The organism is Paenarthrobacter sp. C1, assembly GCF_049315185.1.
Classification (GTDB): domain Bacteria; phylum Actinomycetota; class Actinomycetes; order Actinomycetales; family Micrococcaceae; genus Arthrobacter; species Arthrobacter nicotinovorans.
Window position 1 is genome coordinate 1,115,031 of sequence record NZ_CP186052.1, and the last position, 12,583, is coordinate 1,127,613.

General features: G+C 62.3%; 13 protein-coding genes. 6 read left to right on the forward strand and 7 right to left on the reverse strand.

From position 1 onward, the window contains the following. From ACNAOU_RS05345 to bioB, 5 genes are all read right to left on the reverse strand, one after another. The gene (locus ACNAOU_RS05345; protein WP_018777106.1) at positions 1–1,329 is read right to left on the reverse strand and encodes an MFS transporter; all 1,329 of its coding nucleotides are present in this window, start codon (positions 1,327–1,329) and stop codon (positions 1–3) included. A gap of 161 nt (positions 1,330–1,490) precedes the next feature. After that, positions 1,491–2,090 carry a helix-turn-helix domain-containing protein gene (locus ACNAOU_RS05350; protein WP_018777107.1) on the reverse strand — a complete coding sequence of 200 codons (600 nt, stop codon included), beginning with the start codon at positions 2,088–2,090 and terminating at the stop codon, positions 1,491–1,493. Between the two features lie 89 nt (positions 2,091–2,179). Beyond that, positions 2,180–2,560 (reverse strand): Hpt domain-containing protein, encoded by a 381-nt coding sequence (locus ACNAOU_RS05355; protein ID WP_422758198.1) that lies wholly within the window; start codon positions 2,558–2,560, stop codon positions 2,180–2,182. Positions 2,561–2,894: 334 nt separating this feature from the next. Then, complete coding sequence (locus tag ACNAOU_RS05360; RefSeq protein WP_079581183.1) at positions 2,895–3,374, reverse strand: very short patch repair endonuclease; 480 nt, start codon at positions 3,372–3,374, stop codon at positions 2,895–2,897. Between the two features lie 268 nt (positions 3,375–3,642). Further along, the gene (gene bioB, locus ACNAOU_RS05365; protein WP_422758199.1) at positions 3,643–4,665 is read right to left on the reverse strand and encodes a biotin synthase BioB; all 1,023 of its coding nucleotides are present in this window, start codon (positions 4,663–4,665) and stop codon (positions 3,643–3,645) included. A gap of 196 nt (positions 4,666–4,861) precedes the next feature. Between bioB and ACNAOU_RS05370 the strand changes: the two genes are divergently transcribed. Next, a complete protein-coding gene (locus ACNAOU_RS05370; RefSeq protein ID WP_422758200.1) occupies positions 4,862–6,589 on the forward strand; it encodes a purine-cytosine permease family protein in 1,728 nt (575 codons plus the stop codon). A gap of 155 nt (positions 6,590–6,744) precedes the next feature. Here ACNAOU_RS05370 and ACNAOU_RS05375 read toward each other — a convergent pair whose 3' ends face one another. After that, on the reverse strand, positions 6,745–6,930 hold the full coding sequence (locus ACNAOU_RS05375; protein ID WP_018777112.1) for a CsbD family protein: 186 nt from the start codon (positions 6,928–6,930) through the stop codon (positions 6,745–6,747). A gap of 108 nt (positions 6,931–7,038) precedes the next feature. On the opposite strand from ACNAOU_RS05375, the gene ACNAOU_RS05380 reads away from it, so the two are divergent. After that, positions 7,039–8,049: an SDR family oxidoreductase gene (locus tag ACNAOU_RS05380; RefSeq protein ID WP_422758201.1), complete on the forward strand. Its 1,011-nt coding sequence runs from the start codon at positions 7,039–7,041 to the stop codon at positions 8,047–8,049. A 24-nt stretch (positions 8,050–8,073) separates the two neighbouring features. On the opposite strand, the gene ACNAOU_RS05385 is transcribed toward ACNAOU_RS05380, so the two are convergent. Beyond that, complete coding sequence (locus ACNAOU_RS05385) at positions 8,074–9,249, reverse strand: zinc-dependent alcohol dehydrogenase (RefSeq protein WP_422758202.1); 1,176 nt, start codon at positions 9,247–9,249, stop codon at positions 8,074–8,076. 135 nt (positions 9,250–9,384) lie between these two features. Between ACNAOU_RS05385 and ACNAOU_RS05390 the strand changes: the two genes are divergently transcribed. The 4 genes from ACNAOU_RS05390 to ACNAOU_RS05405 all read left to right on the forward strand — a co-directional run bounded on the left by ACNAOU_RS05390 (position 9,385) and on the right by ACNAOU_RS05405 (position 12,458). After that, the gene (locus tag ACNAOU_RS05390) at positions 9,385–9,588 is read left to right on the forward strand and encodes a hypothetical protein (protein ID WP_189075998.1); all 204 of its coding nucleotides are present in this window, start codon (positions 9,385–9,387) and stop codon (positions 9,586–9,588) included. Positions 9,589–9,742: 154 nt separating this feature from the next. Next, on the forward strand, positions 9,743–10,270 hold the full coding sequence (locus ACNAOU_RS05395) for a hypothetical protein (RefSeq protein WP_422758203.1): 528 nt from the start codon (positions 9,743–9,745) through the stop codon (positions 10,268–10,270). A 91-nt stretch (positions 10,271–10,361) separates the two neighbouring features. Further along, a complete protein-coding gene (locus tag ACNAOU_RS05400) occupies positions 10,362–10,916 on the forward strand; it encodes an SIS domain-containing protein (RefSeq protein WP_422758204.1) in 555 nt (184 codons plus the stop codon). Positions 10,917–11,387: 471 nt separating this feature from the next. Beyond that, positions 11,388–12,458 carry an alkene reductase gene (locus ACNAOU_RS05405; RefSeq protein WP_064722043.1) on the forward strand — a complete coding sequence of 357 codons (1,071 nt, stop codon included), beginning with the start codon at positions 11,388–11,390 and terminating at the stop codon, positions 12,456–12,458. The last annotated feature ends 125 nt before the right edge of the window (positions 12,459–12,583 follow it).

Genomic DNA, 12,583 nt, shown 5'->3' on the forward strand with positions numbered 1-12,583 from the left:
TTACTTGCCGACGAAGATGCCGTTGCTGCGGCGGGCGGCGATGTAGAAAACGATGCTGAGGATGGACAGGACGGCCACGTAGACCGGGAAGATCCAGCTGAGGTTCAGTGATTGGAACCAGACCAGGAGGTAGGAGGCGGTTCCGCCGAAGAGGGCCACACCGATGCCGTAGCCGAGGGCTACGCCGGTGCCGCGGATGTTCTTGGGCATCAAAGAGGAGCTGACCACGTTGTAGAGGGTCATGTTGAGCACCAGAACGATCGAGCCGCCCAGGAGGACTGCCGCGAAGCCTCCGATGCCCGGCTGTACGTAGAGCAGCATCAGGAAGACCGCGGGGATGGCAAGGATGCGGGTGACCAGGAACCAGGTGGACATCGCTTTGCCGTCGGCGAGTTTTCCGATGACCCAGCTGCCAATGACCAGGATGACGCCCAGGATGGTGGTCAGGGCGAATACAGCGGTGGGATCTTCCTTGAATCCGCTGCGGGCGGCGCTGGGGAGGCCTACGTTCCAGGCGTAGTTGTAGGCCTGTGCCGCGCCCACCACGAAGATGATGGCCAGGACGGACAACCAGTGCTTGCCGACGCCCTTCCAGACTGCGCGGGGGGTGTTGGTTGCCATTTCCTCCTGCTTGAGGGTTTCCGGGAGGGAACGGCGAAGGTAGAGGACCACGAAGCCGAAGAGGGCGCCGATGATGAACGGGACCCGCCAACCCCACTCGCCCATGGCGGTCCCGCCGATGACCAGGCTGCAGAGGAAGCTGACCAGGGAGGCCATGAGGATGCCGATGTTCACATAGAAGGACATGATGCCTGCGACGTACCCTTCGCGGCCTTCCGGTGCCAGTTCCACGGCGTGGGACGTGGAGAGCGGAGCTTCGATGCCGGTCGAGATTCCCTGCAGGACGCGGCACACCAGGAGGATGATGCCGGCGGCAGGGCCGATGGTTGCGTAGCTCGGGGTGATAGCGATGATTAGGGTGGTGCCTGCCATCAGCATGATGGACAGGAGCATGACGCGTCGTCGGCCGATCCGGTCCGCCAGCGTGCCCAGGAGGATGCCGCCCAAGGGGCGGAAAGCGAACCCGACGGCGAACACGGCCAAGGCGTTCAGCGTTGCCGAGAGGGGATCGGTATTGGGGAAGAAGTTGGGGCCGATGAAGGCTGACAGGAGGCCGAAGACCATCCAGTCGTACCATTCAAGGGCGTTGCCCAGGCCAAGTCCGAGGAGGCCCTTACGGACTTCCGGGGTGAACCTGGCGTTCTTCACGGCAGTGGATTCATGGGTTTTGGGTGAGGGGACTACGTTGTCCGTTTGGATGTCGAGCATGGAAGTGTCCTTACGCTGACGCCCGGGAGGGCGTGGGAGGGTATGACGCAGGAACGCCCGTTGGAGGCGTTTGATGCGAAAGTGGCAAGGAGTGTCAGCGGCCACGTGTTCGTGCCCGGACGGTTAAGGGAAAACGCCGGCGCCGTTGTACGGCGGCAGGGTTACCACGCGTGTGGTGCGTTGACCCAGATGGCTACGCATACCTCTTCGTAGCTGTTCTTGTACCAGTGGGGGATCTCTGAGGAGTAGGTGATGGAGTCGCCCTCTTCGAGGCTGTAGCAGACGCCGTTCAAATAGACGTCTTTACGGCCGGAGATGATGTAGCAGAACTCTTCACCGCTGTGGGTAAAAGGGGTGTCGCTGGTGTCGTGCCCTGGGGGCGTGCTGATCCACTGTGCTTCGATGCTTCCATCGCGGTTCGGGGTGAGCAGTTCATGTACTGCTTCACCGACGGATTCGCGCGTGACGTTCTTCAGGTTGCGTCGATCGGACCTGCGGACCACAGGGGACTTTGATTCGTCCTGGCCTATGAAGAATCTCCCTACGGGGATGTCCAGGCCGTGGGCCAGCTGGGCCAACGTGGTGAAGGAAGGGTTGGCCATGCCGCGTTCGATCTGGCTGACGATTGCCTGGCTGAGGCCTGTAATGTCCGAGAGTTGGGCGAGGGTCATGCCCTTTGCCTTGCGCATGGTGCGCACCTTGTTTCCTACAGTCGCCAGCAGTTCGCTGGTGGCTGGTGGGGCAGGAGTCTCGGTGGTCATTGCCGCATCCTTCGTTGGTGAGCTAACTCACACAACTATAGTGAAGATTTTTAGCGAGTCAATGGTTTTCTTCATTAAGGTGAAGAATTTTACGGAATCGGGGTTTCCAGCTCCCGGATGGTCCCGAAGACGAAGTTCTCGATCGCACGGACTTGATCCGTCAGTTCGTGCAGGTGATCGGCAGTGGGCAGCAGCCGGATGCTCATCTCCAGTTCCGTCGCCAGTCGCTCCATGCAGATCGCCCCCACCATATGGCTGGACGTCTTCAAGCTCAGGACCGCGTCCATGGCGTCTTCGATGTCAAGATTGTCCAGGGCGCGATGCAGCCGGGAAACCCGCCAGGGCAGCATGGCCACGTAATTGCGAACGAACGCGTGGATGATGGTGGGGTCGCCGCCGAGCTCGGCTTGGAGTCCAGTGAGAACGGTGTGATCCACCAAGGCGTCTGTGCACTCGTCATACTCAGACACCAAACCCCTCCCGCCTCCGAACAATCGATTCACGCTTCAACAGTAGAACCCGTGGAACAGCGGAAGTGCCATAAAAGCAAAGCTTGATCCAATCTTGAGCGGACTCAGAGGGAGTCTTGATTCCCGGGCCGCAGAGTAGGGCGAACAGAAGAAATCCCTGATCCGGGGGACCTTCCAGCGTCTACCAAGGAGAGGGGAAAAGCGTGGACAGCAGTGCTCGCCCATCGCCTGGGCTGATGGTCACTATTGCCTTTTGCCTGGCGATCCTCCTCGGCATCGGCGGGACCGCAGCCTATGCTCTCTGGGAGCAGGGATCACACAGTGTTGGCTCCGATCACCCCGTCGAGTCTGCCCCCTCAACGTCCTCCAGGCCGTAGCCGGCGCGCCTGCCCAGGAAATCCGTCAAGCGGTTTTCGAGAACCGGAAGATCCTTCAGCTCGCATTCCCAGACCGTCAGCACCTGCCAGCCGGAGGCACCGAGTTGCTCCCGCTGCCGGGCATCCCGCTCCCGGGTCCGGGAACGCTTGGCCGCCCAGAAGTCCGCATTCGCGGCAGGAGCATGCAGGCCGGCCTTGCAGTCGTGGAAATGCCAGAAACAGCCGTTGACGAAGATGACCTTGCGGCGGCCGGCGAACACCAGATCGGGCCGGCCGGGGAGCTTTGATCCGCCGGATTGGCCGTGCAGGCGATACCTGTAGCCCTTGGCATGCAGGAGCCTGCGGACCAGCAACTCCGGTTTGGTGTCCTTTCCCCGGATTTTGGACATGTTGCGGCTGCGCTGCTCCGGTGTCAACAGGTCCCGGCTCTCGCCCATAAGACCACTCTACCCAGGGAGTTTTTGTACAGATAATGGCCTTATGGAGCGCTTTTAGGAGCATTATCTGTACAAAAACTCGTGAGGGGGTGGCGTGAACACTCGGCCGTCCACCCCAACGGCGTGACCTGGACCTTCATGCGCCTCCGACACGCCGGGCAATAGCGCGGCGGCTCCATCATCAACTGCTGTCGGCAGCTTTGGTGAGCGTCCGACGTCGGTCCCTCACCTCCGCAGTGCCCGCAGTAGGCGGGCGGTACCGCGGCCCTCACAGCGACTTCTGGAGCTCCTTGATGGGCATGTTCAGCTCCACCAGGAGATTGAGGTCGGCGTTGGCAGGACGGCCCAAGGTGGTGAGGTAGTTGCCGACAATGACGGCGTTGATCCCGCCGAGGAGACCCTCCCGGGTGCCAAGGTCGCCGAGCGTCAGTTCGCGTCCTCCCGCGTAGCGGAGCACGGTGCGTGGCATGGCGAGGCGGAAGGCGGCGATGGCGCGGAGGGCGTCCTTGCCGTCCATGATCCCCTGTTTCTCCAAAGGCGTTCCGGGGCGGGGATTGAGGAAGTTCAGGGGGACTTCGTGCGGTTCAAGGGCGGCGAGCTGGGCGGCCAGTTCGGCGCGTTGCTCCACGGATTCGCCCATGCCGATCAGGGCGCCGCAGCAGAGTTCCATGCCGGCAGCCTTGACCATGGCGCAGGTTTCAAGGCGTTCTTCGTAGCTGTGTGTGGTGACGACTTCGGGGAAGTAGCTGCGGGCCGTTTCAAGGTTGTGGTTGTACCGGTGCACGCCCCACCCGGCCAGCTGGTCCACCTGGCGCTGGGTGAGCATGCCCAGGGAGCACGCGATGTTGATGTCCACTTCTTCGTTGATGCGGTCAATCGCGAACTTGATCTGGTTCATGAGCTTGATGTCGGGGCCACGTACGGCGGCGACGATGCAAAACTCCGTGGCACCTGTCGCGGCGGTTTCCTTGGCTGCCTTGACGAGTTCCGGGATGTCCAGCCACACACCGCGGACGGGGGAGTCGAACAGCCCGGATTGGCTGCAGAAATGGCAGTCTTCAGGGCAGCCGCCGGTCTTGATGGAGATGATGCCCTCCACCTCCACGTCCTCGCCGCAGTGTTTCAGCCGAACTTCGTGCGCGAGTTGAAGTGCCGCCGGGATGGCCTCATCAGGTAGCCGCAGAATCTCGACAAGCTGGTCTTCGTTCAGGCCCTCGCCGCGTTCCAGGACCTGCCGACGGGCGGTGTCAAGAATGGCATGGACGGCCTTTTCCTGGGGTGCGTGGGTCATGTCCTCGACGGTATCCGTGCAGGTGGAAGGGCATTTTGTGGGGTGCGCACAAAGGGTGATCCGGGATTTTGGTGATGGAAGCTTTGGTAGCCCTGATGCAGAAGTTACAACTGCGAAACACGCCCGTGACTGAATTGACGCGCTGCGTGACTAGCGTCGTGGACGAGCCCAGGACCCACGAAGAAAGCGAGCCCGCATGAGCGACGACACGACGAGTACCGCAACGCTGGAGCCGACGACGGCGGCAGGCCCCGCCGTCGTAAACGGCACCTCAACCGTTCCAGCGTCAGGCAACGCCGACGCAATGAGCGCAGCGAAAGAAAGCCTGGAAGACTACACGCTCCGGTTCGCACCGCGTTCCTACCGGAAGTGGAGCGCCGGCGTGGTGGCAACCAGCGCCCTGGGTGGAATTGCGTACCTGGCCGACTTCTCCATTGGCGCGAACATCGGCATTTCCTATGGAACGGTGAATGCCATCTTCGGCATCATCGTGGCCGCAGTGATCATCTTCGCCACAGGTTTTCCGCTTGCCTACTACGCGGCCCGGTACAACATCGATCTTGACCTCATCACCCGTGGCTCCGGTTTTGGCTACTACGGCTCGGTGGTCACCAACATCATCTTTGCCACGTTCACGTTCATCTTCTTCGCACTGGAAGGCTCCATCATGGCCCAGGGCCTGCAACTGGGCCTGGGCATTCCGCAGTGGATCGGCTATGCCGTGTCCACCATCATCATCATTCCGCTGGTGATCTACGGGATGAAGACCCTGGCCACGCTGCAGGTATGGACCACGCCCCTATGGCTCCTTCTGATGGTGGTTCCGGTGGGCTACCTTCTTCTTTCGCACCCTGAGAGCATCGACGCCTTCTTCGCGTTCACCGGTGCTTCGGGCGACGGCGGACCCAACCTGGCGTCGGTGATGCTGGCCGCAGGCGTCTGTCTGTCCCTGATGGCCCAGATCGCCGAGCAGATCGACTACCTGCGCTTCATGCCGCCCAAGACCGCCGAAAACAAGGGCGCCTGGTGGCGTGCAGTGATCCTCGCCGGGCCGGGCTGGGTGATCTTCGGCGCCATCAAGCAGATCATCGGCCTGTTCATCGCCATCTACCTCATCGCCAAGCTCGACCCCGCAGCCGCAGTCCACGCCAATGAGCCGGTCCACCAGTTCCTGGGCGTCTACGAAGAGATGATGCCGGCCTGGCTCGCCATGACCCTGGCCGTGGTGCTGGTGGTCATTTCGCAGATCAAGATCAACGTGACCAACGCCTACTCCGGATCACTTGCCTGGACCAACTCCTTTACCCGCATCACCGAGACCTACCCGGGCCGCATGGTGTTCGTGGTGGTGAATCTGGTGATCGCATTGATCCTCATGGAGTCGAACATGTTCGAGTTCCTCAACACCATTCTGGGCTTCTACGCCAACTGCGCCATGGCGTGGGTGGTCACGGTAGCCTCGGACATTGCCATCAACAAGTACCTGCTGAAGATCTCGCCCAAGGTTCCGGAATTCCGGCGCGGCATGCTGTACGCCGTGAACCCGGTGGGCTTCGTGTCCATGCTGGTTTCCGCCGGAGTTTCCATCGCGGTGTTCTTCGGTGCTTTCGGCTCCGCTGTCCAGCCGTTCTCGCCGATCTTCGCTGTGGGCCTGGCGTTGGTGCTGCCGCCGGTGCTGGCTCTGGCGACCAAGGGCCGCTACTACTTGCGCCGCACCGACGACGGCATCGAGCTGCCGATGTTCGACGCCGACGGCAACCCAAGCGACGCCAAGCTCCTCTGCCACGTCACAGGCCTGGAGTTCGAACGCCCCGACATGCTGCGCTCCGGCCAGGACGGTCCCGACGGCGAACCGCAGTACATCTCGTCCCTCGCCTTGTCCACGGACAAGTCGGGCGGCCTGGTCCTTCCCGCTCAAAAGTAGCCGGACCCACCCAACGGGGAGCGGCCGACGCGGTTATCAGAACCCGGACGGCATTGATTGCTACCTGCTTGGCCGACGCAGAACGCCCCGGCTTCCTTTGGGGGAGCCGGGGCGTTCTGCTGTGTGTTCTGCGTTTGTTGGTCGAGCTGTGGGGCTTACTTGTCGAAGGCGTCCTTCGCGGCGTCCTTGACGTTCTCGCCTGCCTGCTTGGTCTTGGCTGCTGCCTGGTCGGCAACACCTTCGGCCTGCAGTTTCTCGTTGTTCGTGGCGTCACCCAAGGCTTCCTTGGCCTTGCCGGTGACTTCCTGTGCCTTGTTGCTGATCTTGTCTCCGAGTCCCATGGGATCTCCTTCGATGTAGTCCAACGCTGACAATTGCTAGGCTAACGAGCAATTCTGGGTACTTCCTGAACGTACTCCGCCAGCGGCCAGGATGCTTACACTGAAGCCATGGTTCAGGACACCCCGAATGGGGAATCGGGACAAACGGACTTGGATGAGGACATTGCGATGGCCTTGGTGAACCAGGTAATCCGCCCTTCCGAGGATCCTCCCGAAGACGACGCCCGGGAATCCGAAGCTCCTGTCGGTGCAAACCCGGCCGCAGCCAGCGGGCCTCAGCTCCAGGACCCGGGGTGGGCTGAGGCCGCGATTGCCCGCCCGGACTACGGCGAGCGCAACTATGTTGGCCACCACCGGATGATGGGCATGCGCACGTTGATCACCGGCGGTGAACGCGGTATCGGCAGGGCCGTGGCGCTCGCCTACGCCCGTGAAGGCGCCGACGTCGCTTTTACGTATCTTCCGGAGGATGAGCAGGAGGCCGAGCAAACCGTCAAACTCATCGAAGACGCCGGAAGTCGGGCGCTCGCCCTTCCCGGTGACCTGCAGGACGAGGAGTTCTGCCAGGAAGCCGTAGCGCAGACCGTTACTGAATTCGGCGGACTCAATGTCCTGGTGAACAATGCCGGCTATCAGCTCTTTACCAGCCATGGTCTTGAAGACCTGGGCAACGAACAGTTCGACCGGACCTTCAAAACCAACGTCTACGCCCTGTTTTGGCTCTGCAAGGCTGCACTGCCGCATCTGCAGTCCGGGGCTGCCATCATCAACACTTCCTCATACCAGGCCTACCAACCCGGCCGGTGGCTGATCGACTTTGCCGCCAGCAAAGCAGCCGTCAACAGCATGACTTTTTCCTTGGCCGAAGCCTTGGGACCCCGGGGGATCCGCGTCAACGCCGTTGCTCCCGGGGACATAGGAACAACGGCGCAACCGTCCGTCCGGCCCGCGCAGAATCCAGCCCACGAAGAACGGGGGGAGTCCCCTTTGGGCATTCCGCTGGGCCGGGCCGGACAGCCCGCCGAACTCGCGGCTGCCTATGTGCTGCTGGCCACCGAGGATTCCAGCTACATTTCGGGCTCGGTCATCGGTGTCACGGGCGGAAAGCATCTGGCGTAGGCGTCCGGGATACCCGTCCCGCCGTCAGGGCTTCAGCACCACCTTGATGCAGCCGTCCTGCTTCTTCTGGAACTTCTCGTAGAGTGCAGGCGCCTCCTCCAGGCCACCGGTGTGCGTGACCAGGTTCATCACTCCCAGGGGATCGGCGTCGTCCTCTACCAGCGGGAGCAGGTCGTCCATCCAGCTGCGTACATTGCATTGACCCATGCGGAGCTGGATCTGCTTATCGAACATGGTCATGAGGGGCATGGGGTCGGCTTGGCCGCCGTAGACGCCGCTCAAGGAAATGGTGCCACCGCGGCGGACCATATCCACGGCCGTGTGGAGCGCGGCAAGCCGGTCCACACTCATGGTCTCCATGGCGACCTGTGCGGGCTTGTCCGGAAGGAGGGATACCGCCCGGTGAAGGAAGGAAGCCACCGGGGAGCCATGCGCTTCCATGCCCACGGCGTCAACCACGGCGTCGGGCCCCCGGCCAAGCGTTTCCTCGCGGACTTCTCCGGAAACGTCCGAACTGTAGTCCAGCGTTTCCACACCACGCGACTCTGCCATGGCACGCCGTTCCGGAACGGGATCGACGCCAATGACCCGGAAGCCCTTGTGCAGGCCGATTCTGGTGACAAACTGGCCTACCGGTCCCAGGCCCAGGACCGCCAGGGTTCCACCTTCGGGAACATTGGCGTACTCCACTGCCTGCCACGCGGTGGGCAAAATATCGGAGAGGAAAAGATAGCGCTCGTCCGGCGCGTCCGAGTCCACTTTCACGGGGCCGTAGTCCGCGAAGGGCACCCGCAGGTACTGGGCCTGTCCGCCCGGAACGGAGCCGTACAGCTCGGAATAGCCAAACAGAGCCGCTCCAGAACCCTTTGCTTTGACCTGAGTGGTTTCGCACTGGGACTGCAGGCCCAGGTTGCACATGTAGCAGTGCCCGCACGAAATGTTGAAGGGGACAACCACGCGGTCGCCCTTCTTGAGGCGATGGACCCCGGATCCCACTTCTTCCACGATGCCCATGGGCTCGTGGCCAATGACGTCGCCTTTATGCATGTACGGTCCCAGGACTTCATACAGGTGAAGGTCCGAGCCGCAGATGGCTGTGGAGGTGATGCGGACAATCGCGTCCGTGGGCTCCTGGATGGAGGGGTCCGGAACGTCTTCGACGCTGAGTGAGCGCCGGCCTTGCCATGTCACTGCTTTCACTTTTGGATCTCCCTGTTGTGCTGCTGGGGGTGGGTCCCGCTCTTCTGGAGACCTTCCCAGCGAAACAGAGATCATGCCGAGGCACAAGGTCGCCCGCTCTCGACAGGCTTCCCCGGCGAAGCCTACATTGAGGCCATGAGCGAGGAAGCAAACAAGGCTGAAGAGACGCCAGCGGAACAGTCCGGGCAAGCGGCGCCTGCCGCCGTCGAACTTGACAAAGGCACCGCCGGATCGGGCGACTTCACAACTGAACTGGACCCCACTTTTGTCCCGGATGACTCCGGGGAGACGCCGGACGCGAAGCGTGCCAGGGAAGATCCGGAGGAGACCGGCAGCTGAAACTAGTAAGTAACCTGATAACTAGCTACCATAAAGGAGAGGCGGACCCGGAAACGTTTAGGAATAACCCGATCTGGGTACGACTCGGACATTAAGCACAGCGAGGGCCGCGAGCGGCGCCCACAGAAGCCCGCTCACCAGGGAGGTAATCCTTATGGATACAGGACAACTGGTACTGATCATCGTGCTGGCCGCGGTGGTCATCGCCGCTGTGATCTTCGCGGTCGTCGTCGGACGCCGCAAGAAGGCCGAAGTCAACCATCGCAGGGCCGAGGAATTGCGCGAAAAGGCGCAGGAAGAAGCCATTGGCGCCCATCAAGCCAAAGCGGATGCTGCCCAAGCCGAGGCCAATGCTTTGCAAGCTGAAGCCGAAGCGAACCGGCTCCGTATGGACGCCGAAAAGCACGCGGAAAAGGCCCACGAAGCGCACGGACGCGTCGAGGAACATCTTCGGCATGCCGAAAAGCTTGATCCGAATGCCGCTTCGGCCCGACCCGCCGATGCCAGCCGCGCAAACGACCGCGGCACTGCCGGCGCGGACCGTGCCGAGGACGTGAACGGTTCCCATGACGGGGACCGTGCCGACGCATCTGACCGCTCCAATCTGGCTGAGGGTGAGCGGCTCACACGCGACCGGAGCAGGCGCGACGGCTCGACGCGTGAGGATGAAAGGAACCTGTAGTTTCAACGACGAAGCGGAGGTAGGAAAGTGAGCATTGTGGTGAGACGGACAGGTCAGGCGATCCGCGGTACGGAGTCGAAGGCGAACCGACATGCGGTCGACGTCGTCCTTGGCCACCTGGACGACTCCCGGCCCGGCCGTGGCGGCATTGCGCCGGGAGTCGTCCAGGCTCGCCGAGTGGGGCGAAGAGCTGGCCCGTGTCCGCCTGCGGGGAGGCAGTGTGTTCGCTGCCGGAAGCGACGGCTCAGCCCACGAAGCCGACCGGTTTACCACCGAGCTGACCGCCCATGGCGCTGCGCATCCTCACGACGGCAGCCCCGGCTCCTTCACGGCCATCGTCGCCAGCAAGGAAACCGGGGAAACCATAAGTGACCAAATTCCCTCAGTGGTCAGGCAGGGAGACATCGTGGTGCTCCTGGCTGCCAAGGGGATTACGGACGATCTCCGCAACGCCGCGACCGCTGCCAAAGCCGCCGGCGCCAAGGTGTGGGCTCTGACAGGCAGGGACTCCAAGGACCTGGCCCAATCCGTCAGTGAAGCCATCAACATCAACACGGACCCCCCACATGCCGAGGAAGCGCACCTGGTGGCCGTCCTTGCCCTCTGTGAGTGCTTCGACGAGTCCATGCGGGAGCTGACCGAGTAACAGCGGCGGCGTGTGTCACCCCGGGCTGGGCGCGTGGCCGTGACACTCTATCCCTGTTCTTTCCTTGGTGGTCGGTGGCCTGTTGCTGACCTTCGTTCAGGGGGTGATGCTTGGGCGGAAAAGCAAGGCCGGGAGCGCTGTTGGGTCTCCCGGGGCCATCGCGCGGGAGTCGACGACGACCACCGTCGTTGCCTCCGAGGATTTTGCACACTCAGGGCACCGGAGACGGATCCCGGCTGACCATTGAGAGCGACCTTGAAGTCTTTGGTGACTTCTCCTTGGAAGGAGAAGAATACCGCCGCTACTGGGGCTCCTACCTCCGCAGAGTGAATGCGTTGCTGGATCAGCAAGCGGGGGGACCTGGCGAAGCAGGAGCGGCCACGAGGATGTGATCTGCCACTCAGTCGGAATAGTTGCAGACGCCATGCAGTTGTGCGCAGTGAACCTGTTTCATTCTGAAAGGAACTGCGCATGCTGTTTTCCCCCTTGGCCCTCGGCGAGCTTGAACTTTCCAACCGACTGGTAATGGCCCCGCTGACGCGACTCCGCGCCGGCGAACAGGGTGTGCCCGGTTCCTTGATCGCCGAGCACTACCGTCAACGCGCCTCCTTGGGCTTGATCGTGAGCGAAGGAACCTACCCGACGCCGGCAGGCCAGTCTTACCCGGGGCAGCCTGGCCTCGTGACCGAGGACCAGATTGCCGGATGGAAAAAGGTGACTGATGCCGTTCACGCAGAGGGTGGCCGGATGTTCGCCCAGATCATGCACGGCGGCCGGGTTTCGCATGCCGACATCACTGGTGGCCACGAGATCGTGGCTCCCAGCGCGGTAGCCATTGACGGTGAGGTACGGACCCCGCAGGGCAAGCAGGCCTACCCCGTGCCGCGTGAACTCCGCACTGACGAGCTCCCGGGAGTGATCCAGGAGATCGTCACCGCGTCCAAGAATGCCATTGCGGCCGGCTTCGACGGCGTTGAGCTCCACTCCGCCAACGGTTACCTCCTGCACGAGTTCCTTGCCCCGAATTCCAACGTCCGTACCGACAGCTACGGTGGTTCTCCCGAGAACCGCGCACGCTTCGTGATCGAGACCGTCAACGCTGTGGTGGAAGCCTTGGGTGCCAACCGCGTTGGCATCCGGATCTCCCCGGAGCACAACGTGCAGGGGATCGCCGAGACGGATGCCACCGATGTCCGGGCCACCTACGAAGTGCTGGTGGACACCATCGCCCCGCTCAACCTCGCGTACCTGAGCATCCTGCACCACGAGCCCAAGGGTGCGCTGGTCCAGGATCTTCGCGAGCGTTTCAACGGCACTTTCCTCGTCAATACCGGTTTTAGCGAGATCACTACCCGCGATGAAGCGTTCGCCATCATCGAAGAAGGCCTCGCCGACGCCGTAGTGGTTGGCCGTCCCGCCATCGCGAATCCGGACCTTGCCCGCCGCTGGCGTGAAAGCCTGCCGCTGAACGAACCGGACGCTTCGACGTTCTACGCGGACGGCGCCGAGGGTTACACGGACTACCCGTTCTACGCGAACTAACCCACAGCACGCCACGACGCCGGCACTCACCACTCGTTTCCAGTGGTGCGTGCCGGCGTCGTGCCTTAAGTACCGGTCACCTGTAACTACCGGCATCGAGCGCAATGTGACGACGTCTCCCTATC